This is a genomic window from Roseibium sp. ROS1, assembly GCF_054658215.1.
The window spans coordinates 462,421-484,468 of sequence record NZ_BAAGIG010000001.1 but is presented as its reverse complement, the minus strand read 5'-3'; the positions used below and the strand labels follow the sequence as shown (position 1 = coordinate 484,468).

Annotated in this window: 20 protein-coding genes; 12 read left to right on the top strand and 8 right to left on the bottom strand. The window is 60.6% G+C overall.

Annotated features, from left to right (window positions below):
* Positions 1-87 precede the first annotated feature (87 nt).
* Positions 88-843 carry a class II aldolase and adducin N-terminal domain-containing protein gene (locus ACYQ6M_RS02110; protein ID WP_209170045.1) on the bottom strand — a complete coding sequence of 252 codons (756 nt, stop codon included), beginning with the start codon at positions 841-843 and terminating at the stop codon, positions 88-90.
* A gap of 130 nt (positions 844-973) precedes the next feature.
* Between ACYQ6M_RS02110 and ACYQ6M_RS02105 the strand changes: the two genes are divergently transcribed.
* Together ACYQ6M_RS02105 and ACYQ6M_RS02100 are read left to right on the top strand one after the other, a co-directional pair.
* Positions 974-1,852 (top strand): LysR family transcriptional regulator, encoded by an 879-nt coding sequence (locus ACYQ6M_RS02105; RefSeq protein ID WP_447238849.1) that lies wholly within the window; start codon positions 974-976, stop codon positions 1,850-1,852.
* Positions 1,853-2,290: 438 nt separating this feature from the next.
* On the top strand, positions 2,291-3,253 hold the full coding sequence (locus ACYQ6M_RS02100; protein ID WP_460071850.1) for a hypothetical protein: 963 nt from the start codon (positions 2,291-2,293) through the stop codon (positions 3,251-3,253).
* 143 nt (positions 3,254-3,396) lie between these two features.
* Here ACYQ6M_RS02100 and ACYQ6M_RS02095 read toward each other — a convergent pair whose 3' ends face one another.
* The 4 genes from ACYQ6M_RS02095 to ACYQ6M_RS02080 form a co-directional block, all read right to left on the bottom strand.
* The gene (locus tag ACYQ6M_RS02095) at positions 3,397-3,759 is read right to left on the bottom strand and encodes a Tsi3 family protein (RefSeq protein WP_460071848.1); all 363 of its coding nucleotides are present in this window, start codon (positions 3,757-3,759) and stop codon (positions 3,397-3,399) included.
* Positions 3,760-3,836: 77 nt separating this feature from the next.
* Entirely contained in the window at positions 3,837-5,108 is a 1,272-nt protein-coding gene (locus tag ACYQ6M_RS02090) for a hypothetical protein (protein ID WP_460071846.1), read from the bottom strand.
* Positions 5,109-5,330: 222 nt separating this feature from the next.
* Positions 5,331-6,032, bottom strand: coding sequence for a GntR family transcriptional regulator (locus tag ACYQ6M_RS02085; RefSeq protein WP_460071844.1), 702 nt, complete (start codon positions 6,030-6,032; stop codon positions 5,331-5,333).
* Positions 6,033-6,071: 39 nt separating this feature from the next.
* On the bottom strand, positions 6,072-7,451 hold the full coding sequence (locus tag ACYQ6M_RS02080; RefSeq protein WP_460071842.1) for a formimidoylglutamate deiminase: 1,380 nt from the start codon (positions 7,449-7,451) through the stop codon (positions 6,072-6,074).
* Between the two features lie 74 nt (positions 7,452-7,525).
* On the opposite strand from ACYQ6M_RS02080, the gene hutI reads away from it, so the two are divergent.
* From hutI to ACYQ6M_RS02030, 10 genes are all read left to right on the top strand, one after another.
* Positions 7,526-8,737 (top strand): imidazolonepropionase, encoded by a 1,212-nt coding sequence (gene hutI / locus ACYQ6M_RS02075; protein ID WP_168685621.1) that lies wholly within the window; start codon positions 7,526-7,528, stop codon positions 8,735-8,737.
* Positions 8,734-10,290: a histidine ammonia-lyase gene (hutH, locus tag ACYQ6M_RS02070; RefSeq protein WP_023003128.1), complete on the top strand. Its 1,557-nt coding sequence runs from the start codon at positions 8,734-8,736 to the stop codon at positions 10,288-10,290. Before hutI ends, hutH begins: the two co-directional genes overlap by 4 nt.
* On the top strand, positions 10,277-11,104 hold the full coding sequence (hutG, locus tag ACYQ6M_RS02065; protein WP_460071839.1) for an N-formylglutamate deformylase: 828 nt from the start codon (positions 10,277-10,279) through the stop codon (positions 11,102-11,104). The genes hutH and hutG overlap by 14 nt, the downstream gene beginning before the upstream one ends.
* Positions 11,097-12,779, top strand: a complete 1,683-nt coding sequence (gene hutU / locus ACYQ6M_RS02060; protein WP_055656225.1) for a urocanate hydratase — start codon at positions 11,097-11,099, stop codon at positions 12,777-12,779. The genes hutG and hutU overlap by 8 nt, the downstream gene beginning before the upstream one ends.
* Before the next feature lie 142 nt (positions 12,780-12,921).
* Positions 12,922-14,019, top strand: a complete 1,098-nt coding sequence (locus ACYQ6M_RS02055) for a TRAP transporter substrate-binding protein (protein WP_023003125.1) — start codon at positions 12,922-12,924, stop codon at positions 14,017-14,019.
* 451 nt (positions 14,020-14,470) lie between these two features.
* Positions 14,471-14,974, top strand: a complete 504-nt coding sequence (locus ACYQ6M_RS02050) for a TRAP transporter small permease subunit (protein WP_062491410.1) — start codon at positions 14,471-14,473, stop codon at positions 14,972-14,974.
* Positions 14,971-16,521: a TRAP transporter large permease gene (locus tag ACYQ6M_RS02045; protein WP_460071836.1), complete on the top strand. Its 1,551-nt coding sequence runs from the start codon at positions 14,971-14,973 to the stop codon at positions 16,519-16,521. The genes ACYQ6M_RS02050 and ACYQ6M_RS02045 overlap by 4 nt, the downstream gene beginning before the upstream one ends.
* Before the next feature lie 155 nt (positions 16,522-16,676).
* Positions 16,677-17,384, top strand: a complete 708-nt coding sequence (locus ACYQ6M_RS02040; protein ID WP_023003122.1) for an ABC transporter permease — start codon at positions 16,677-16,679, stop codon at positions 17,382-17,384.
* Entirely contained in the window at positions 17,377-18,201 is an 825-nt protein-coding gene (locus tag ACYQ6M_RS02035) for an ATP-binding cassette domain-containing protein (RefSeq protein WP_208997658.1), read from the top strand. Before ACYQ6M_RS02040 ends, ACYQ6M_RS02035 begins: the two co-directional genes overlap by 8 nt.
* Positions 18,198-19,034 carry an ABC transporter substrate-binding protein gene (locus ACYQ6M_RS02030; RefSeq protein ID WP_023003120.1) on the top strand — a complete coding sequence of 279 codons (837 nt, stop codon included), beginning with the start codon at positions 18,198-18,200 and terminating at the stop codon, positions 19,032-19,034. Before ACYQ6M_RS02035 ends, ACYQ6M_RS02030 begins: the two co-directional genes overlap by 4 nt.
* A gap of 270 nt (positions 19,035-19,304) precedes the next feature.
* On the opposite strand, the gene ACYQ6M_RS02025 is transcribed toward ACYQ6M_RS02030, so the two are convergent.
* Genes ACYQ6M_RS02025 through ACYQ6M_RS02015 form a run of 3 tightly spaced genes read right to left on the bottom strand, consistent with a single transcriptional unit; the run spans position 19,305 to position 22,024 of the window.
* Entirely contained in the window at positions 19,305-19,433 is a 129-nt protein-coding gene (locus ACYQ6M_RS02025) for a hypothetical protein (RefSeq protein ID WP_023003119.1), read from the bottom strand.
* Positions 19,430-20,785 carry a c-type cytochrome gene (locus ACYQ6M_RS02020; RefSeq protein WP_023003118.1) on the bottom strand — a complete coding sequence of 452 codons (1,356 nt, stop codon included), beginning with the start codon at positions 20,783-20,785 and terminating at the stop codon, positions 19,430-19,432. The genes ACYQ6M_RS02025 and ACYQ6M_RS02020 overlap by 4 nt, the downstream gene beginning before the upstream one ends.
* Before the next feature lie 12 nt (positions 20,786-20,797).
* Entirely contained in the window at positions 20,798-22,024 is a 1,227-nt protein-coding gene (locus tag ACYQ6M_RS02015; protein ID WP_460071832.1) for a formate dehydrogenase subunit gamma, read from the bottom strand.
* Positions 22,025-22,048: the final 24 nt, after the last annotated feature.

The window sequence follows — 22,048 nt, the reverse complement described above, 5'->3', positions numbered from 1 at the left end:
CGGCCCGGCGGTGTCACCATCGGGCCTTGCATGATTTTGTTTCGAGTGTCCGCTGCCTTGCGTCCGCAGCCTGGGCCGTGCCGGTGCCTAGCTGGCGTAGTTCGAGCCTTCGTCGTCCAGAATGGCTTTCAATTCGGCGAAGTGGTCGTGCCCAAGGCCGGGATAATTTTCAATTTCCTGCGCGGTCTTCTCCGCAATCTCCGGACTTAGAACGCGCAGTGGTTTTCCGGTCTGCAGTGCCCGGATGTAGGTCTCTGCAGCACGTTCGAAATGATAAAGGCGGTCAAAGGCTTCCGCGACAGTGCTGGCGACGACCAGAACGCCGTGGTTGCCCATGATCAGCACCTTGATCTTCGGGTCGCGAAGCAACGTCGCGCAGCGTTCGCCTTCTTCCTCGAAAGCAAGCCCGCCATAGTTCTCGTCAATTGCGAAGCGGCCATAAAAAGTCGCGGTGTTCTGGTCGATCGGCGGCAGAGTGCTGTCGGCAAGGCAGGCCAGAACCGTGGCATGGACCGAATGCACATGCATGACGCAGCGCGCATGTGGGCACTGCCGATGGATGGCGCCATGCAATCCCCAGGCGGTCGGGTCTGGAGCGTTCGGATGTTCCAGCGTTTGCGGGTCATTTGCATCCAGCAAAATCAGGTCGGATGCCCTGATCCGGCTGAAATGTCGCTGACGGGGGTTTACCAGAAAAGCCGTGCCTTCGTCATTGACGGCGAGGCTGAAATGATTTGCGACAGCTTCGTGCATTCCAAGACGCTCGGTCCAGCGGAATGCTGCCGCCAGGTCGATCCGCTCCGCCCAGTGGGTGATGTTCGAATGTTCTGCAACACGCAGCATGCACTGTCTCCCTCGCTTTCTCTTCGACGCTAGGGAGCGCTTTCAACATTGACAAACAATATATTCGATGGCGTTTCATTAATAAAATTAATACGCATTATGTCAGTTGATGAATGAGTGAGGTGTACGCATGAAGACGGTTGGATTGCCTCCGCTGGCCTGGCTGCGGGCATTCGAGGCAACTGCGCGCCATCTCAGCTTCACCCGTGCCTCGCAGGAATTGAACCTGACCCAGTCCGCGGTCAGCCAGCACGTACGCAGCCTCGAGACCTTGCTCGGCTGCAGTCTTTTTGTGCGCAAGACGCGTGCCCTGGAACTGACGCTCGAAGGGGAAACCTATCTGCCGAGCCTGCGTGAAGCCTTCGACCTGATCACCAGGAGCACGCAGCTTGTCACCGGCAGTGACCTGGGGCGCAACCTGACGCTTCAGTGCAATCTGGCCTTTTCCGTCTATTGGCTGGCCCCGCGCCTTCGCCGACTTTACGAAGAATTTCCCTGGCTGACGCTCAATATCGTGACATCGATCTGGGACACCGAAAAGCGCGCGGCCGATGCCTCTCTGGAAATCCGCTTCGCCCGTCCGGAGGACATGCCGACCGCCGCCATTCGGCTTGCCGAGGAAAAATGCTATCCGGTCTGCTCACCCGGCCTGCCTGAAGAAGAGCGGTCACTCGAGAGTGGCAGGCTGTTCGACTGCGCGGGCATCACCGGCTCCTGGTCCGGTTGGATGAACTCGCAGGGCAGGTCCTTTGCAAGGGAAGCCGAAGTCAATCTGGCGTCGACCTATGTGATCGCGATTTCGGCAGCCTTGAACGGTGCGGGCCTCGTCCTCGCACACGACACGCTCGTCGGTGACCTCCTCCGAAGCGGTGACCTTGTTCGTCCCTTTGAACATCAGGCGCCCCTGAGTGAAGCCTACTTCGTCCGGACCCCGCCACCTTACGCGGAAACGCCTGCCTCCAAGGTGTTTTTGGACTGGATCCAGAAAGAGCAGGCTTCTGCGCGCTGATCTGCAATCCAGCGCTGCCAGCGCAAGCAAAGGCGCTTTCACAAGAGCGCAATAGTCAGAGTTTTTGAATACGGCAACGCGCCCAAGGTAATAGGTTAACCAGGGCCCGGATCTTACCGCGCAGCCACGCCGTGACCCACCCGGAATACCGGTGGAGGGGGCATCATACCCTCCCCCTGAGCCCTCAAAAACGGCCAAAACCTTCCCCCAAAACTCAAAACCGCCGCCTTCAAGTCAAGTGACATGCCGCACAAGTGCGACCTGCAGGACGCGTGATATCCAGCCTCTCAATGAGAACTCAAGTGATACCGAAATAGAGGTGTAAATCTGATGCACGTTCAAATCAGAAAACCAAAGAACCCCATCCCCAGGAACTACTTTCCCCACAACCGTGTGGAACAGAAGCGCGACGGCGTCTGGGTGAGGTGCGGGGTCGTTATGCCTGTCGGCGCCGGCGACAGCTGGGAGACGATCGGCAAGTTCTGCGACGGCATCCCTGCCGAAGAAGTGGCCTATGCCAACTTCGAGACCTATGACCCCGCCGAGATCAACTGGTACCTGAGAGAATATGTCGGCTGCCACAAGCCTGGCCCTCGCGGCTTCAACTTCATGTTCGATGGCGCCAAGCCTGGTCTTATCCTGGCTCCGTTCCGGGATGCGCTGATCGGCGATGTGGTGGAACGCGCGCACAGGCAGGAGGAGCGCCGTCAGCGCCGCACCATCCTCGACCGACGATGGGACAACCGCAATATCGACATTCCGGAGGGTGAAAAACTCGTCGTCCAGGCACGCGAAATGATTTACCGCCGCGTCCAGAACCACGTCCCGAACTCGCAGGATTTCGATCTGCAAAAGGAATTGACGGGATTTCTCGTGGGCGAGGCGATTGACGGTGGCGGCGGGCTCCTCACGCCGCACAAGGCGCTCTTGAAGACCTTGCTCAAGCCCCTCAAGGAACTCCATCCGGAAAACGAGCGGGTTCGTAAGCTGCGCAAGAAGTATTATGAAGGGTTCGCAAACGGCGTGGCGGCGGCGCTCTTTCCAGGGCACGACCACGCGCTTCACGACAAGGTCCCGGGAGAGAGGTTCTTCTACAATGCCGGTCTCGAGCATGGTCGCCAGATGAGTGGTCTGCAACGTTACCAGTTCGTGATGGGCCTGATGGAACGCGCACGCCGTTACGGTCTGCGGGGAGGCAACCCGATCTATCAGCAGAAAGCCAACTTCTCGAAGGGTTTTGGCGGACGCGCCGTTGCGTTCTATCTCGCACGGGAATTGTCTTCCAGCCGTTTGCTGGAACGCAATATCCACGAGACACCGCTCAAGGAAGACATTGTGGATGCAGTAAAGGACACCCTCACGGACAAAGCCAAGGAAGCTGTCGGTATCCCGTCCTTCTGAGACGGGCTACTGCTGGCCTTAGGCGACTGCTCAGGACGTGCAGAAGGCGGCGCTGATCAAAAAGCGAGCACAGAAATATTCATCTTGTGCGTGTTGTGGGGTGCGCAGAGCCCCTCCCTCACTTCCTGCGGAGACCCTGTCGATTACTTCTCGGTCGCCAGGCTTTGCCAAACCTGCCACGCCTCGTCGAACGCCGGTGTTCCGCCTTCCGACTGGATATAGGCGCGGACATAGGCCTGACGGCCTGCAATTTGTTTGGGAATGGTGAGGGTATATTCCGGGCCGCCCATGCCGCCTTCGACTGTCGTCAAGGTGTGCGGGGCGGGATCGGTCCCGTTGGTGTCGACCCCGCCGGCGACCGGCTGCGGCGCGGTGGTCCAAATGGCGATTTCATCGACTTCGCGCAGAGCCTGTTCCGGCAAAAGCAGAATGTGATCGGCACCTGTTTCGACCTTGCGTCCTTCGGGTACGCCAAACTGCAGGCCGTCGACAACTTCAGTCTTCATCTCAATCACTCTTTGCTGCTCGGCATTGCAGGACGCCAGAATAAACGGAACCAGAAAGGGGAATATTTTCAGCCACTTCACCATGATATCTTGGCGCCTGACATGTCGGAATGAGCTTCACCGACAAAGCTTCCCCAACCGGTCACCCTGTCGTCCCACGGCCGTGAGGTGTATTCGGACCCAAGCGCCGCAACGTTGTCCGCGGGCCAGTTCCTGGCATGCTGCGCATAGGCGGCAAAATTGATGCCGGGAAACGCAGCGGCGGTTCTTGGCAAGTCCGTTTTTGTCTTTTTGCCGACGAGATTGGCAACATACCTGATGTATTTCGCAACAGCGAAGATGTTGAACTCGTCGCACGTCAGAAGCGTCGCGATCTGCGCGCCGTCGAGACCTTGCCTCCGTTTGTGTTCCAGCAGCCCGGAGAACAGATCCGTGCGTGCAACAGTGTCGTCGCGCACCTGACCAAGGCCTACAGAGGTTGTGCGCCTTGAGACCGAATGCGTCGCCGCTGTGTAGTCGAGCATGTCTTCGTTTTGAGATTGATCACGCTGTTCGGCCAAGACGATCGCTCCTATGACTTCCGGCGTCAGATTATAGGTTTTTGCAGCAGCGTTCATCACGGCTCCCCGGGACGGGCGACCGTTCAGGTAAATCGGCTCAAACAAAGTGGAGATCGGCAAACTCGTAATGCGCGCGGCCTGCCGAAGACGTTCACTGGCGGAACTGGGAACAGTCAGACCATTCCAGAGCGGATTGGAGTAGCTGCGCGACACAGGACCGGATGCGCCAGGATCACCTTGCGGATTTGTCTTCTGCTCATAGAGGATGCGTGCCTGGTCAAACGCAGAAACGCGGTGATTGAAGATGTCGCGTCCCGTTGCACCGCTGCCTGAGAAAGACGCGGATGCACTTGAAGGAATAGTCGCACTGGTGATGGGTTTCTTGGTGCTGATCGAAAGCAAGCCGTACTTGCGCATGCTGTCGGCCAGATCGTTTGCAAGCCCGAACACCTTTGCCGGATTGCCAAATTGCGCGTTGAGGATTGCTGCATCCCGGTCGAAAAAGAAGAAACCAGCCAGGTTGTTTTCGATACTGGAAACTGAGACAGGCCCGGCTTTCGCTGCCATCAGCATTACCGCGTCGTAAAGCGAAGGAGCGCTTTGCTGATTGAAGTACCTTGTAAAAAAATCTCTCAGAACTTTCCCGGTCTGAAATTGCGTGATTGTTGCATCGAACCTCGTGTCACGTTCAAGAAGTTCCAGAGCTTTTGCCCGCTCCCCGTCGGTAACCCATCGGAAGACATCTCCCAGTTCCAGGAGTTTGATGACCTCATCGCCTACAACGGTCATGATTTTCTTCAACCCCTCTATTGCTCGGGCTGGTCAGGACAGAAATTGTTTTCCAATCCGAAAATTGAAATAAATCAACTAGTTAACAAACTTTCAGAATCCAACCCTAATTGATTGCCGACCCAGTTACAACTCTAAGGGGCGCAATCGCAATGAGCGGGGCCATGCCCGGCCGGTATTTGAACAACCTTGCTGGAGAGGTCGGAAAACGCCCCTCCCAGCTCAGATCTCCGTCCGCATCCGGTAGCCCGGGGCGAAGATCAGGCGGACATGGGTGATCGGCAGGGGGCCGGTCCAGGTGATGCGTTCCATCGCAAAGAGGGCTGCGCCCGTGGAGGCATCCAGTTTGCGCGACAGGGTCTTGTCGGCATTGACGGCGAAGAAGGAAATGTCGCCTTGGCTGTAGGGCGCGTTGTGCACCAGCCACTCGTTGGCGCTGACGTCCTCGAACGTCATGTCACGCGCCGCAGGAGCTGCTTCCAGGTTGATGTAGCGTTCCTCGAAGGCATAAGGCCGGTCGTCTGCAAAGTGCAGCGTCTTTAAAAACAGGACATCCGCGCCGAGCGTCACCTGGAACGCGCCGTGCAACATGGGCGGCAGGGGCCGGAGATCCTTTTCCAGAAGGCTGTGCCGGTAGGTGCGGCCAAGCGCTTCGACTTCCTCGCGCAGGATCGGAATGGTGAGCGTCGCGCGCTGGGGCGGGTTGAGCGCAACACGCGTTCCCGCCCGGCGCTTGCGCACCACAAGACCGCTTTCGGCCAAGTCCCGGAGAGCACGGTTGACGGTGGTGCGGGCGCAGCCGAACTCTTCCGCAAGATCGGCCTCATGGGGGATCTGCTCCCCCGGCTGCCAGATCCGGTCATGGATCCGCCGAAGGAGTTCTTCGCGAATGCCCGTCCAGGAATTTGTGTCCGCAAGCGCCAAGTCGTCTTACCCGTTCAAGTCGTTCTTCAAAGTCGTTCTTCACAGTCTGGCGCGCAACGAGGCCATGGTGGCCCGGTATTTCGCGCGGATGGCGTTGCCTTTTACATGGTTTCCGCCGGAAACAACATGCCGGCCGGCGGACCAGACCTCCGCAACCATCCGGTCGTCACCGGCAAAGATCCAGGCATCCAGAATTTCGTCGCCTTCCCGGCCTTCCAGGTCGATGGCGGTACCATCCAGTGCGACGAGATCGGCAAGCGATCCTTCCGATATCCTGCCCGCCGCACGCCCCGCCGCCTGCGCACCACCGGCCACGACGCCGTCGAAGAGGACCCGACCGGTGGACTTTTCCTTCGTTGCAATAGAAGCCCGGCAGGTATCGCGCAGGCGCTGGGAATATTCCAGCGTGCGCAGCTCTTCGGAGAGCGCGATGCGGATGTTGGAATCCGAGCCGACGCCGAAGCGGCCGCCCGCGGCCAGGTAGTCGACGCAATCGAAGATCCCGTCGCCGAGGCTGGATTCCGTTATCGGACAAAGCCCCGCGACGGCCCCGGTCGCAGCAAGACCGGCGGTCTCCTGCGAGGTCATCTGCGTGCAGTGGATCAGGCACCAGTTTTCTGAAACCGCGTGGTTGGCAAGCAGCCATTCCACCGGGCGCTGCCCCGTGGCCGCCAGAACCTCGTCCACTTCCGGGATCTGCTCGGCAAGATGCATGTGCAGCGGGTTGCCGCCGGCAAGGGCAACGGCCTTCTTCAGACTGTCGGCATCCACCGCCCTCAGTGAATGCGGGGCAACGCCGATAACCGCATCATCCGGCAGGGACTTGAGCGCCTCGGACGCAAGCTCGTGCAGTTTCTGGAAACGGTCGAAGTCGTTGCCAAAGCGGATCTGTCCGGCAGCCAATGGGCGACCGTCGCAGCCGCCGAACTGGTAATGAACCGGGAGGTGTGTGAGGCCGATGCCGGTATCGGAAGCGGCCGCCATGATGCGGTCCGACATTTCCGCCAGGTTGGCGTAGGGCGCACCGCCCGGCTGGTGATGCAGATAGTGGAACTCGCCAACGGCGGCATAACCCGCCTCCAGCATTTCCATCTGCACGAAGGCGGCAATCGCCTCCACGTCTTCCGGCGTCAGGGCGTCCAGAAAGCGGAACATGATCTGGCGCCAGGTCCAGAAACTGTCGCGGCTTTCGCTACCGCGCCGCTCGCTCATGCCCGCCATGGCCCGCTGGAAGGCGTGGCTGTGCAGGTTGACCGGGGCCGGCAGAAGAATGCCGACGCGTTCGCCGATTGGCTGCGCATCTCTTTCAACCGAGGCGATCCGGCCGTCCGGCCCGATCGAGACAGCGACATTTTCCGCCCAGCCGTCGGCCAGAAGCGCCTTTTCCGCAAAAACCGTCGCGCCAGAAACTGTCGACATGCCGTCTTTTCCTCCGTTGACACGTTAATATGTGCATGCATATTATCTTATATCGCAATCTAATCAAGCCGGAGATGGACGTGCTGAAACGCCTCCTCACAAACGCCAAGCTGGCAACGCTCACCGCAAACGGAGAGCCGTACGGCCTGATTGAGGACGGTGCGCTGGTGATCGAAGGTGGCCGGATCGCCTGGATCGGCAAGGCCGCAGACCTGCCGTCTCACTATGCGTCGCTCAGCGCGGATGATATCGGCGGGCGGCTGGTGACCCCGGGCCTGATCGACTGTCATACCCATGTTGTTTTCGGCGGCGACCGGGCACGTGAATTCGAAATGCGCCTGCAAGGTGCAACGTACGAAGAAGTGGCCCGGGCCGGTGGCGGCATCGTTTCCACGGTCAAGGCAACGCGCGCAGCCAGCGAAAAGCAGCTGCTGGAAGCTGCCCTGCCGCGTGTCGATGCCCTGATCGCCGAGGGCGTCACCGCCATCGAGATCAAGTCCGGCTATGGCCTCGACCGGGAAACGGAGCTGCGCATGCTGCGCACCGCCCGCAAGATCGGCAAGCTGCGACCGATCACCGTCAAGACCAGCTTCCTGGGCGCCCATGCCATTCCGGCCGAATACAAGGACAAGGCCGACCTCTATCTGGAAAAGGTCTGCCTGCCGACGCTGGAAGCGGCTCATGCCGAGGGACTGGTGGATGCCGTGGACGGTTTTTGCGAAGGCATCGCCTTTTCGCCGGAACAGATCGGCAAGGTGTTTGACAAGGCCAAGCAAATTGGTCTGCCGGTGAAGCTGCATGCAGAGCAACTGTCCAACCTGAACGGCGCGGCCCTTGCTGCTTCCTATGGCGCCCTTTCCGCCGACCATCTGGAATATCTGGATGAAGCCGGCGTCAAGGCGATGGCCGAAAGCGGGTCTGTTGCCGTGCTTTTGCCGGGCGCCTTCTACACCTTGCGCGAAACGCAGTTCCCGCCGCTTGATCTTTTGCGCAAGCACAATGTGCCCGTCGCGCTGGCAACGGACTGCAATCCGGGTTCATCCCCCCTCGCCTCGTTGCTCCTGACCATGAACATGGGCTGCACCTTGTTCCGCATGACACCGGAAGAAGCGCTGGCCGGCGTCACCCGCGAAGCGGCAAAGGCGCTTGGTCTGGACGATCAGGGCACGCTGGCGCCCGGCAAACGGGCGGATCTGGCTGTCTGGAACGTCAGCCACCCGGCGGAGCTTTCCTACCGGATCGGCTTCAATTCCCTCTTCAAACGCATTTTCGGAGGCTCTGAATGAGCGCCCTTACCCTGACACCGGGCTCCGTGACCCTGGCGGATCTGGAACGCATCTACCGGGAAGAGCTGCCAGTGCGCATCGACCGCGCGGCGGAAGCCGCGATCAACCTTGCGTCCGAACGAGTTGCCAAGGCGGCCCGGGGCAGCGAGGCCGTTTACGGCGTCAACACCGGCTTCGGCAAGCTGGCCAGCGTCAAGATCGCCCCCGAGGACACTGCAACCCTGCAGCGGAACCTGATCCTCTCCCATTGTTGCGGCGTCGGCGAACCGCTCGACAAGACCACCACCCGCCTGATGATGGTGCTGAAGCTGCTCTCTCTTGGCCGCGGTGCCTCCGGTGTCCGCTTCGAAGTGATGAAGCTGATCGAGGATTGCCTGGAAAGAAACGTCACGCCGATGGTTCCCTCGCAAGGGTCTGTCGGTGCATCCGGCGATCTTGCGCCGCTGGCCCATATGACGGCTGTCCTGATCGGTGAAGGTGAAGCTGATTTCGGCGGCACGCGCATGCCCGGTGGTGAAGCCCTTGCCAAGGCGGGCCTGACCCCGGTCGTGCTTGGCCCCAAGGAAGGCCTTGGGCTGATCAATGGCACGCAGTTTTCGAGCGCCTGTGCGCTCACCGGCCTGTTCGACGCCTGGCGTCTGGCCGAAGCGACCCTGATGACCGCCAGCCTTTCCACCGACGCCATCATGGGCTCGACCGCACCGCTCCTGCCAGAAATCCATGAACTGCGCGGCCATCGCGGCCAGATCGAAGTGGCAAGGGCCATGCGCGCAATCATGGACGGCTCGGAAATCCGCGAAAGCCACCGCGAGGGCGACACCCGCGTGCAGGACCCTTACTGCATCCGCTGCCAGCCCCAGGTTGCCGGTGCCTGTGTCGATCTGCTCCGCATGGCGGCCCGCACGCTCGAGATCGAAGCCAATGCGGCAACCGACAATCCGCTGGTACTGATCGATGCCGACCGGATCGTTTCCGGTGGCAATTTCCATGCCGAACCAGTTGCCTTTGCTGCCGACCAGATTGCACTGGCCATTGCCGAACTCGGTGCGATTTCCCAGCGCCGTGTCGCGCTCATGGTCGACCCGACGCTTTCCTTCGACCTGCCGCCGTTCCTCGCCAAGGATCCGGGCCTGAACTCGGGCATGATGATCGCGGAAGTGACGACCGCCGCCCTGATGAGCGAGAACAAGCATCTCGCCAATCCGTGCTCGACGGATTCCACGCCGACCAGTGCCAACCAGGAAGACCATGTTTCCATGGCCGCCCACGGTGCTCGTCGTCTTGCCCGCATGAACGCCAACCTCAGCCAGATCCTGGGTGTGGAACTTCTGTGTGCCGCCGAAGGCATCGAGCACCGCGCCCCGCTGAACACCAGCGCTTCGCTGCAGACGGTCATGGGCGCTCTTCGCGGTGTCGTCCCCTCCCTGGAAAAGGACCGCTACATGGCACCGGACCTGGAAACGGCAGCCGGCCTGATCCGCAGCCGCAAGCTGGTTTCGGCGATTTCCGCCGGCCACATGATCACGCTGGGAGATGCCCATGCAGCCGGTTGACGTCTTCCGCGGTGATGGCCCGGTCGTTCTTGGCGTGCCTCATGCAGGCACATTCGTTCCGGACGACATCAAGGCAAGGTTCAACGACACCGGCCTGAAACTGGCCGACACCGACTGGCATGTGGACCGGCTTTATTCCGATCTCCTGCCCGGTGCGACCATGGTGAAGGCGAACTTCCATCGTTATGTGATCGACGCCAATCGCGATCCGGAAGGCGTCAGCCTTTATCCGGGCCAGAACACCACAACGCTCTGCCCGACCACCGATTTCGATGGACGCCCCATCTACAAATCCGGCATGGAACCGCAGACCGGTGAAATCGAGGCCCGGCGTCTTGCCTGGCATGCTCCCTATCACGCTGCCCTTCAGGCGGAAATGGAACGGGTCCGCGCCAAACACGGCGTCGCCATTCTCTACGATTGCCACTCGATCCGCTCCGTAGTGCCGTTCCTGTTCGAAGGCACGCTGCCCGATTTCAATACGGGCACCAACAACGGCACGACCTGCGCCAGCGCCATCGAGGCTGCCGTCGTCGCCTGCACCCAGGCAGCGGAAGGTTACACGTCGATCCTCAACGGCCGCTTCAAGGGTGGCTGGACGACACGGCATTACGGCCGACCGGCCGAAGGCTTTCACGCCATTCAGATGGAGCTCGCCCAGAAGACCCATCTTGCCACCGAAGACACGCCCTTTGCCTATGACGAGGCCAAGGCCGACCGGCTTCGGACCTATCTGAAAGACATCCTGAGCGCGCTGGAAAACCTCGCGCCCTCCTTATTCCAGAACAACACCCAGGGAGCGAACAATGACTGATCGCCGCCACAACGCCCGCGACGTTTTCCCACCCACCGGCACCGAGCTCAACACCAAGTCCTGGCTGACCGAAGCCCCGCTGCGCATGCTGATGAACAACCTTCATCCGGATGTGGCTGAAAACCCGCATGAGCTGGTCGTCTATGGCGGCATCGGCCGCGCGGCACGCACCTGGGACGATTTCGACCGCATCGTCGCAAGCCTCAAGACCCTTGAGGAAGACGAGACGCTGCTGGTGCAGTCCGGCAAGCCGGTCGGTGTCTTCAAGACCCACAAGGATGCTCCGCGCGTTCTGATCGCCAATTCCAATCTGGTGCCGAACTGGGCCAACTGGGACCACTTCCACGAGCTGGATAAGAAGGGCCTGGCCATGTATGGCCAGATGACCGCCGGTTCCTGGATCTACATCGGTACGCAGGGCATCGTACAGGGCACCTATGAGACCTTCATGGAAGCCGGACGCCAGCACTACGAAGGCAACCTGAAGGGCCGCTGGATCCTGACCGGTGGTCTCGGCGGCATGGGCGGTGCGCAGCCGCTTGCAGCCGTCATGGCCGGGGCCTGCTGCCTTGCGGTGGAATGTGACGAGAAGAGCGCCGACTTCCGCCTGCGCACACGCTACGTCGACGAAAAGACCCACTCCCTCGACGAGGCGCTGGCACTGATCGACCGCTGGACCAAGGCAGGCGAAGCCAAGTCCGTGGCGCTGATCGGCAACGCCGCCGATGTCTTCTCCGAACTGGTGAAGCGCGGCGTGAAGCCGGACATCGTCACCGACCAGACCTCCGCCCATGATCCGGTCAACGGTTACCTGCCGCAGGGCTGGACCGTCGCCGAATGGCGCGCCAAGGCCGAGACCGACCCGAAGGCGGTGGAAAAAGCCGCTCGCGCGTCCATGAAGGTGCATGTCGCTGCCATGGTCGACTTCTGGAACATGGGTGTGCCGACACTCGATTACGGCAACAACATCCGCCAGGTTGCCATGGAAGAAGGCCTGGAAAACGCCTTTGCTTTCCCGGGTTTCGTGCCGGCCTATATCCGCCCGCTGTTCTGCCGTGGCATCGGCCCGTTCCGCTGGTGCGCGCTTTCGGGCGATCCGGAAGACATCTACAAGACCGACGCCAAGGTGAAGGAACTGATCCCGGACGACCAGCACCTGCACAACTGGCTGGACATGGCGCGCGAGCGCATTTCCTTCCAGGGCCTGCCGGCCCGCATCTGCTGGGTTGGCCTTGGGCAGCGCCACCGCCTCGGCCTTGCCTTCAACGAAATGGTCCGCAACGGCGAACTGAAAGCGCCGATCGTGATCGGCCGCGACCACCTCGACAGTGGTTCGGTCGCATCGCCCAATCGCGAGACCGAAGCCATGAAGGACGGCTCCGATGCCGTGTCCGACTGGCCGCTTCTGAATGCCCTGCTCAACACCGCCTCCGGCGCGACCTGGGTGTCGCTCCACCATGGCGGCGGCGTCGGCATGGGCTTTTCCCAGCACTCGGGTATGGTCATCTGCTGCGACGGCACGGAAGATGCCGATCGGCGAATCGGTCGGGTGCTCTGGAACGATCCGGCAACGGGCGTGATGCGTCACGCGGATGCCGGCTACGAGATCGCGCTGGACTGCGCGAAAGAACAGGGGCTTAACCTGCCGGCGATTCTGGGTCGTCCCGCGTCCTGATGGACGCAGAAAGATGACCCAGCAACTATAATGCAATCAACTTTCTGCTGTCATGGTCCAACATGAAAGCAGGTTGATCTTGGGGAAACAATCAAGCACGGCGGGACACTCCGATCCATTCCTTTGACTGAGGGGTAATACCATGAAAAGACGTGATTTTCTGAAAGCCGGCGCCACCGGCACAGCCGCAGTTGCGGCCTCCACCCTGGCTGCACCTGCCATTGCGCAGGATGTGCACCAGTGGCGCATGGTCACCGCATGGCCGAAGAACCTGCCGGGACCCGGCGTCGCTGCCCAGATGCTGGCGGACCGCATCACCGCACTGTCCGGTGGTCGCATCGAGGTGAAGCTCTTTGCCGCCGGCGAAATCGTCCCGGGCAACGGTGTGTTCGATGCCGTCGGCCAGGGCACTGCCGAGCTGTACCATGCTGTTCCCGCCTATTGGGGTTCCAAGTCCAAGGGCATCCTGCTGTTCGGTTCGCAGCCTTTCGGTCTGACAGCTCCCGAACAAGCCGGCTGGATGATCCACGGCGGCGGCCAGGCTCTCTATGACGAGATCTATGCCCGCTTCAACCTGAAGCCGTTCCTGTGCGGCAACTCCGGACCGCAGTGGGCTGGCTGGTTCCGCAACGAGATCAACAGCGCCGACGACCTGAAAGGCCTGAAGTTCCGGTCCACCGGTCTTGCCTCCGAAATGTGTTCCAAGCTCGGCATGGCGGTTCAGGCCATGAGCGGCCCGGCCATGTTCCAGGCGCTTCAGTCCGGCGCGCTTGATGCGGGCGAGTTCATCGGTCCGTGGACAGACAGCGCGCTCGGCTACTACCAGATCGCCAAGAACTACTACTGGCCGGGTGTCGGCGAGCCGTCTTCCGCTGAAGAATGTGCCGTCAACCTGGAAGCCTACAACGCTCTGCCGGACGACCTGAAGGAAGCCGTGCAGCGTGCCTGCGCCAGCCTCTACAACGACGTTCTGACGGAATACAACACCAAGCACGCCCAGGCACTGACCCAGCTGGTCAACGATCACGGTGTGATGGTGAAGAAGCTTCCGGACGACGTCATCGTCGCAATGGGCAATGCCGCCGGTGAGGTGATCGCCGAACTGCGTGCGGACGAAGACGAGCTGGTGAAACGCATCACCGAAAGCTTCCTCGCCTACCGCAAGCTGATGCGCGAGTACATGCCCTATGCCGACAACGGCCAGATGAACGCGCGTATGCTCGACTACAACTACGACTGATCGGGTTGACGTCTCACATCGGGGAAATCTGTTTTCCCCGATGTGATGGCGATTTATCGCCCTGTCTGTCGTCGTCCCATGGCGAGCCACTGGGATCCATTTCGGTTCCTCTTCGCGTCAGAATTCGCTTCGGGGAAACGGCATGACCTGCAGGGTCAAGTCCTATAAGGATTTTGAGGTTTGGGCATCTGTTTTAAGCCGCTTGGGAAGATGGACGGCAGGGGACAAGTGGCGCCTCTATAAAATGGAACGGCAATGCCCTCCACTTGTCATCCCCGCGCAGGCGGGGATCCAGTAGCCACCGGCGCCCATGCTTTTTACAGGGGCTGCGGCGTACTGGATCCCGGATCTGCGCTCCGCTCCGTCCGGGATGACAAGCGTCGGGATGCCCGATCTCACGTTCAGGCAGGCAGAAAGCCTTAAGGGGCAAAAGAACCGGGAAGCTACTTTGATGGAAAAACTGGCGGGCGCGCTGGAGCGTGTCAATTCGGTAATAGGCAACACGCTGTGCTGGGCGGCGCTTCTGATGTTGCTGCTGCAATTCACGATCGTGTTGCTTCGCTATGTCTTTGGCTACAGCTTCATCTTTCTCGATGAAGGCGTGCTGTATTTCCACGCGGCGATCTTCATGCTCGGCGCCGGGTACACTTTCCTCGTCAATGCCCATGTCCGTGTCGACATCTTCTATGCCAGGAACAGCGAGCGCGCGCAGGCGTGGATCGATATCTTCGGCCATCTGTTCCTGCTGACACCGGCCCTCGTCGTGCTGATCTGGTTCTCCTGGCCGTCCGTGCGCGGCAGCTGGGCCATTCTGGAAGGGCCGATTTCCGTTGGCGGTATCCCTGCCTCCTTCCTCCTGAAATCCCTCATTCCCGCCTATTGCGTGCTGCTGCTGATCCAGGGTGTGGCCGCCTTCATCCGCGATGTTCAGAAGCTGAAAGGCGTCAGTGCATGAGCCTGCCTCTCGATCTCATCATGTTCGGCGCGCTGATCGCCTTCATTCTGCTCGGCTATCCCGTTGCCTTCACCATTGCGGGCGTTGCCACGGGCTTTGCCCTGCTCGGCTGGATGATGGGCGACTTCAACATTCAGCTCATGGGCGCCATGGGCCAGCGTTTCTTCGGTGTGCTCACCAACCCGGTCCTGACCGCGATCCCGCTGTTCGTCCTGATGGGCGTCATTCTGGAAAAGAGCCGCATCGCAGAGGATCTGCTGGAAACAATGGGCCGGCTCTTCGGCCGCATGAGAGGTGGTCTCGGTGTTTCGGTGATGCTGGTCGGCGCCCTGCTCGCCGCGTCCACAGGCATTGTCGGTGCAACGGTGGTTGCCATGGGCCTGATCGCCCTGCCCACAATGCTGCGCAATGGCTATGACCCCAAACTTGCCTCCGGCATGGTCTGTACTGCCGGAACGCTCGGCCAGATCATCCCACCGTCGACTCTGCTGATCATCCTGGCCGACGTCATGTCCAATGCCTTCCAGCAGGCGCAATACGCGCAGGGCAAGTTCACCATCGAGACGATCTCGGTCGGCCAGACTTTTGCAGCCGCCATGATCCCCGGTCTGCTGCTCGTCGCCGTCTACTGCGCCTACATTGTCGGCCGGGCTTACCTGTTCCCGAACGACGCGCCAGCAATGTCGGAACATGTCGACCAGCCGTCAGGCCGGGAGATTGCTGCCGCCATCGTGCCGCCGATCCTGTTGATCGTTGCAGTGCTCGGTTCCATCCTCGGCGGCATCGCCTCGCCCAACGAGGCAGCTTCCGTCGGTGCCGTGGGCGCGATCCTGCTGGCAGGCCGCCGTCTCGGGGTGTCCTCAAAGCTCATCGTGTTGGCGACAGCTGCGCTCCTGACGCTTGCAATTGCCGCATCGCTCCTGCCGATACGCCTGCAACGCTCCGATGTCACGGCCGGTGGCTACGTTATCGCCGCTGTCTATGCGGGGCTGGCGCTGTTTTCCCTGGGCGTCGTTCTGCACATCCTGAAGAAGGCTTTCGCGGACGGGCTCCTGAAAGCTTCCATGCTGTCCACACTGACCGTCACCTCGATGATCTTCGCAACCATCCTGATGGCCAGCTTCTTCTCGCTGGTTTTCGTCGGCCTTGGGGGGGAAGACCGGGTCCACGACATCCTTCAGGAAATGCCGGGCGGTCCGACAGGCGCACTGATCTTCGCGATGCTGTTCGTCTTCGTGCTGGGCTTCTTCCTCGATTTCGTCGAGATCTCGGTGATCCTGCTGCCGGTTCTGATCCCGCCCCTGATCCTGATGGGCATCGACCCGATCTGGCTGACGGTCCTGATCGCGATCAACCTGCAGACCTCGTTCCTGACCCCTCCCTTCGGCTTCTCGCTGTTCTATCTGAGAGGCGCGGCACCGAAGGAAATCACAACGGGCCAGATCTACCGCGGCGTCGTTCCCTTTATCATCCTGCAGATCGTCGCCGTCGCCATCCTCTGGACCTTCCCGATGTTCGCCACCTGGCTGCCCCGCTGGCTGTATTGAGGAGTTTCTCGACAAGCCGATAAAATTCACGATCTACCTAAAAAAGCCACAGCACCTTCCGCTGTGGCTTTTTTGTGCGTGTCCATGTCGTACATGAGTTTCATTCTTTGGCATTTTACGATATTTTTTCCCATAGAGAGGGAGAAATGACAGGAATGGACAGTTTCTGGGGGGCATTTGCTGGAGCCCTTGGCCTGGTCGTCGCGCTGGATCCGGATCTGATGGAAATCATCGGCCTGTCCATGCGGGTCACGCTTACGGCTGTCGTTCTCGCCTGCGTCATCGGCCTGCCCCTCGGCGCGGCGGTCGGCACTTTCAATTTCCCCGGAAGAACGCTCGTCGCCGTCATCTTGAACGCGCTGATGGGCCTGCCCCCTGTCGTGGTCGGCCTGCTTGTCTATCTCGTCCTGTCGGCATCCGGACCGCTCGGGCCGCTGCGCCTGCTCTACACGCCGACTGCCATGATTATCGCGCAGATGGTGCTGGTGACGCCCATTGTCGCCGCGCTGACACGCCAGGTAATCGAAGACCTCAACAGGGAATATTCCGAGCAGTTCGCATCGCTCGGCGTCGGCCGATTTGATCGTCTGACAGCCATGCTCTGGGATGCCCGCTACAGCCTGCTGACCGTCGCGCTGGCCGGTTTCGGCCGTGCGGTTGCCGAAGTCGGAGCGGTTATCATTGTCGGTGGCAACATCAACCATGTTACCCGCGTGATGACCACGACCATCGCCTTGGAAACATCCAAGGGCAATCTCCAGCTTGCCTTGGCGCTCGGCGTGATCCTGCTGATGATCGCCTTTGCCGTGAACGCCGGTGTCATGGCCCTTCGTGCCTCAGCCGCGAGGGCCGCCTATGCGTGACGCAGCTTTCGACACACCAGGCACTGCCTCCACGATGTCGCGCCGTAGCCCGGCAATGCACGACCCGTTGCTGGATGTCAGAAGTCTCGGCTTTTCGGCGGGCGGCGAAAAACTTCTGCACGACGTCGATGTTGCCATCCGGCGCGGTTCACGCACGCTCATCATGGGCCCGAACGGAGCCGGCAAGAGCCTCTTGCTGCGATTGATGCACGGTCTGCTTCAGCCGCAGGAAGGCGCTATCCTGTGGGAAGGCGGCCGGATGGACGCCACCGCGCGACGCGCGCAGGCTATGGTCTTCCAGCGTCCCGTGTTGCTGCGCCGCTCGGTTATCGCCAATCTCAAGTTCGCCCTGAGCGTTCGTGGCCTGCGGGGCAGCGAACGCGCCGACAAGGTCAAGGCCGCGCTGGAAACGGCGGGCCTCAGTCATCTGGCCCGGCGCCCGGCGCGCGTCTTGTCCGGCGGCGAGCAGCAGCGCCTGTCCCTGGTGCGTGCTCTTGCCTGCGATCCCGAACTCCTGTTTCTCGACGAACCTACTGCCAATCTCGACCCGGCCTCCACTGCCGCGATCGAGTCCCTGGTACTGGAAGCCAACGCCCGCGGTGTCACCGTTGTTCTGGTGACCCATGATGCAGGCCAGGCAAAACGCCTCGGTGAAGACCTCGTGTTTCTGCAGAACGGCACCGTGGTCGAGACAGGCCCTGTCGAAAAAGTGCTTGCCAACCCCAGAAGCGAACCCGTTCGCGCCTGGCGGGAAGGCAGGCTTTACCTTGGACCCAACACCCAATCCCTGAATGATTACCCCGGGAGGAAAAATTGATCAGAAGAGCATTTCTGGCGCTTGCCGCCGCCGTCCTGACGACCGTATTTGCCGGTCAGCCGAGTTTTGCGGAAGACAAGTTCATTGTCGTCCAGTCGACCACCTCAACCCAGAATTCGGGCCTGTTCGACTATCTCCTGCCCATCTTCCAGGAAAAGACCGGCATTGAAGTCCGCGTGGTTGCCGTTGGCACAGGCCAGGCCATCAAGAATGCCGCCAATGGCGATGGCGATGTCCTGTTCGTTCACTCCAAGCCGTCCGAAGAAAAATTCGTTGCAGACGGTCTCGGCGTTTCCCGTTCCGACGTCATGTACAACGACTTTGTCATCGTCGGCCCGGCAAATGACCCTGCAGGCGTCGCCGGCTCGAAAGATGTCGTTGAGTCCCTGAAGAAAATCGCCGATGCAAAGGCCCCATTTGCCTCTCGCGGCGATGACAGCGGCACCCACAAGGCGGAGCTTCGCCTGTGGAAGGCCGCCGGCATCGACCCGAGCGAAGGGTCTGGCGACTGGTACCGTGAAACCGGCTCCGGCATGGGCGCTACCCTCAACACCGGCACCGGCATGGGCGCTTACGTCATGACCGATCGTGCCACCTGGATCTCCTTCGGCAACAAGGGCGACTACAAGGTTGCCGTTGAAGGCGACCCGATCCTGTTCAACCAGTACGGCATCATTCTGGTGAACCCGGAAGTTCATGCCCATGTGAAGGCCGATCTTGGCCAGCAGTTCGTTGACTGGGTGCTGTCCAAGGAAGGCCAGCAGGCTATCGCCGACTACAAGGTCGACGGCCAGCAGCTGTTCTTCCCGAATTCGGACAAGGGCTCAAGCTGAGCCCGTCTGACCGTCTTCTCGCTTTCCGAGTGAGTGGAGCCAGATAGCAATCTGTGTCGCACGCTCCGCTCAAACCTTCCCCCTTCTCACGCGAGGAGGGGGATTTTTTTGACCTGGTCAAATGCAACTGGACTTGCGTCGAGCTTCAAGGGCACCCCGGGGCGGACGGCCTGTGCGCCGCACAAGGTACCGCTCATGAGCTTTCAACAGCGCATGTGCAACAGAATTAGCGGCAGGCGTCGCCTGTTTCCGTCGAATTGCGGGTAATCGTTATTCCCCCAAGCGCACGGACGGGCTGGACGTGAAATCGGCGCTGGAAAACCGCAGGTGCTCCAGAACCTGGTTGGCGCCGATGGCAATCACGATAATGGCGGCAAACGCGATGAGCATTGTTTTCATTGTGTATCTCCTTCGGATGGCGCCGTCGCCGATTTCAGATAGTCGATCAGATCGTCACGGTCTTGCTGTTCCACAATCCGCTGCATCGGCATCTTCGACCCTGGAATATAGTGATCCGGGCCGTCCAGGAACAGTTGATCGATCGTCGTTTCCGACCAGACAATATCAGATCCTGACAGGGTCGCCGAATAGGGGTAGTCCGGAATAGTGCCCGCACGCCGGCCGAAGATGTTGTGAAGCGTCGGCCCGGCCTTGCGCGCGGTATCGCCGGTCAGGGCGTGGCAGATCGAGCATTTGCGCGCGAACTGCCGTTCGCCGTTGGACATTTCTTCCGGTTTCTTGAGGAATTGCGGTGTCTCGGTTGCCATCGGATCGAATGTTGCAAGATCCGCAAGGGGCCATGAATAGACGATGTTCTCGATGCCGCCCGCATGCAACACATCGCCGTCCTTCGAAAAGGCAAGCGCCCAGATCGGACCTTTCAGTGCAGCCCGGAAATCCGTTTCAAGCGCCCAGGACGTCGTGTCGAACACGGTGATATATCCATGACCGTCACCGGTCGCCAGACGTGAGCCATCCGGACTGACCGCCATGGCCAGTATGGGCCGGCGCTCGAAAGTGAAGTCATGCATCCGTTCGCCGGTTTCGATATCGACGATCCGCGTCACTCCGTCCTGGGAGCCGTAGGCAATCCAGCTCTCCCGGTCACCCTCACCGCCGATGGCAATGACATTGATGCCGAAACCGTTGCGATCTACGACCCGCTTTTCACTTTGCGTTGCCAGATCCCAGAGCTTTATCGACCCGTCGACCGACGCTGAATAAAGCTGGCGCCCGTCCCTTGAAAACGCGACCGCATTCACCCCGGCTGCATGTCCGGCAAGATAAGCCGGCTCGCCGCCGGCAACCGGCCACAGTCCCACACGTGCATCCCAGCTTGCGCTGGCAATCGTCGTCTTGTCGGGAGAAACCGCAAGCCCCATGATCTTGGCCGTGTGCCCTTCCAGAACCCGGTTCGAGTTATCGCGGGTGTTCCAGAGAATAAGCTCGTTGTCGTCTCCGCCGGACACCAGATGGCTGCCGTCCAGAAACTGAACCACCTTGACCGCCGCCGCATGGCCCTCAAGCCATTGCGGCACCCGGTCTTTCCAGATGCCGACCGAATTGTCGAAGCTGGCAGTGGCCACCTGCCCGGTCTCAAGGGAAACGTCGATATCCATGACCGGGCCGCCGTGGCCCTTCAGGGTCTGGAAATCGGCGCTCCCGGCTGCGGAGACCAGCGTCAGAAGGAAGCCGGCAGCGGGCCCGAAGACCCGTGCAAGCAACCATACGGGATCCGGCTGAAACGGCATGTCACGCCGGGCCTATTCGGCGGGAACCGCGCTGTCGCCGCCTGAATGTTTGGCGGCTTCGCGCTTTTCAGCTTCTTCGACTTCCTTCACCCAGAGGCCGTGGTGCTCCTTCGCCCACTGCAGTTCGACCTCGCCGGAGCCCATGGCGTCATAGGCGCCTTCCATGCCGATGGAACCGATGTAGATATGCGCCAGGATCAGCGCCATCATCACGAAGGCCACAATGGCGTGCCACAGCTGCGCAAACTGCATTTCCTCATGCGGTGCAAGCGCGGTAGGCAATGTACCGAGACCCACCAGCTGCGGCAGGCCGAGTGCGTTGAGCTTTTCGAAGGTGACCGCAAACATTGGCATTTCGAACGGGAACAGCAGCGACAGACCGGAAACGGAAATCGAAGCGCCCAGGACGATCACCCCCCAGAACACCAGCTTCTGACCGAAGTTGAATTTCTTGGCCGGCGGGTGCACGCCCTTCTTGAAGAGCCCGCCACCGACGGCGATCCATTTCACGTCCGTCTTGTTCGGGATGTTGTGCGCGACCCACATCACGAACACCATGATCAGGCCCAGCATGAAGGCCCAGGCGACGTTGTTGTGGACCCACTTCGAGAAATGCGCGACGGGCGCGAAGGCGTCCTTGCCGATCATGGGGATGATCACGAAACGCCCGAAAAGCGTCAACAGGCCGGTAATGCCAAGCAGGACGAAGGATCCCGCAAGCAGCCAGTGCCCGAAGCGCTCGATCGCCTTGAAGCGGGTGATGGTGCGGCCAGTCTTCTCGCCGTCGATGCGAATACGGCCGCGAATGAGATAGAAAAGGGCCAGCAGCACGATAGTCCCGCCGAGCAGCCAGGCGCCATAAGTGGCAAGTGGTCCCTTGCGCCATTCGAGCCAGCGCATGCCGCCATCCTGCATCAGAACGGTTGCAGCAAATCCACCGGAAGAGACTGTTACATCCGCGGAGCCATACCGCAGTGCCCGCCAGAGCTCCGGATCGGAGACACCGCCAAGCGTCCCGAGCTGTGAGGAAATCGACGCCGCGTCGTCCGGATCACCGGTATTGTTGCGGCGGAAGTCGTAGTCGACCTTCTCGCCACGCTGGCGTTTCATGATGTCTTCAAGCGTCTGCGCACCACCAGTCGCCGACCGGTCGGCGGACGTATCCTGTGCAAACCCTGTCCCCAGACCCGCACCAAGAAAGGCCAGAAGAACAAGCAAAGCCATAGTCACGCGTTTCATGACCGCAAACCTCATTGTCGATTA

Excerpts from the sequence above, each read along its gene's own strand:
- ACYQ6M_RS02110 (WP_209170045.1), bottom strand. The coding sequence starts at position 843 with ATGCTGCGTGTTGCAGAACATTCGAACATCACCCACTGGGCGGAGCGG.
- ACYQ6M_RS02105 (WP_447238849.1), top strand. The coding sequence starts at position 974 with ATGAAGACGGTTGGATTGCCTCCGCTGGCCTGGCTGCGGGCATTCGAG.
- ACYQ6M_RS02100 (WP_460071850.1), top strand. The coding sequence starts at position 2,291 with ATGCCTGTCGGCGCCGGCGACAGCTGGGAGACGATCGGCAAGTTCTGC.
- ACYQ6M_RS02095 (WP_460071848.1), bottom strand. The coding sequence starts at position 3,759 with ATGAAGACTGAAGTTGTCGACGGCCTGCAGTTTGGCGTACCCGAAGGA.
- ACYQ6M_RS02090 (WP_460071846.1), bottom strand. The coding sequence starts at position 5,108 with ATGACCGTTGTAGGCGATGAGGTCATCAAACTCCTGGAACTGGGAGAT.
- ACYQ6M_RS02080 (WP_460071842.1), bottom strand. The coding sequence starts at position 7,451 with ATGTCGACAGTTTCTGGCGCGACGGTTTTTGCGGAAAAGGCGCTTCTG.
- hutI (WP_168685621.1), top strand. The coding sequence starts at position 7,526 with ATGGACGTGCTGAAACGCCTCCTCACAAACGCCAAGCTGGCAACGCTC.
- hutH (WP_023003128.1), top strand. The coding sequence starts at position 8,734 with ATGAGCGCCCTTACCCTGACACCGGGCTCCGTGACCCTGGCGGATCTG.
- hutG (WP_460071839.1), top strand. The coding sequence starts at position 10,277 with ATGCAGCCGGTTGACGTCTTCCGCGGTGATGGCCCGGTCGTTCTTGGC.
- hutU (WP_055656225.1), top strand. The coding sequence starts at position 11,097 with ATGACTGATCGCCGCCACAACGCCCGCGACGTTTTCCCACCCACCGGC.
- ACYQ6M_RS02055 (WP_023003125.1), top strand. The coding sequence starts at position 12,922 with ATGAAAAGACGTGATTTTCTGAAAGCCGGCGCCACCGGCACAGCCGCA.
- ACYQ6M_RS02050 (WP_062491410.1), top strand. The coding sequence starts at position 14,471 with ATGGAAAAACTGGCGGGCGCGCTGGAGCGTGTCAATTCGGTAATAGGC.
- ACYQ6M_RS02045 (WP_460071836.1), top strand. The coding sequence starts at position 14,971 with ATGAGCCTGCCTCTCGATCTCATCATGTTCGGCGCGCTGATCGCCTTC.
- ACYQ6M_RS02040 (WP_023003122.1), top strand. The coding sequence starts at position 16,677 with ATGGACAGTTTCTGGGGGGCATTTGCTGGAGCCCTTGGCCTGGTCGTC.
- ACYQ6M_RS02035 (WP_208997658.1), top strand. The coding sequence starts at position 17,377 with ATGCGTGACGCAGCTTTCGACACACCAGGCACTGCCTCCACGATGTCG.
- ACYQ6M_RS02025 (WP_023003119.1), bottom strand. The coding sequence starts at position 19,433 with ATGAAAACAATGCTCATCGCGTTTGCCGCCATTATCGTGATTGCCATC.
- ACYQ6M_RS02020 (WP_023003118.1), bottom strand. The coding sequence starts at position 20,785 with ATGCCGTTTCAGCCGGATCCCGTATGGTTGCTTGCACGGGTCTTCGGG.
- ACYQ6M_RS02015 (WP_460071832.1), bottom strand. The coding sequence starts at position 22,024 with ATGAAACGCGTGACTATGGCTTTGCTTGTTCTTCTGGCCTTTCTTGGT.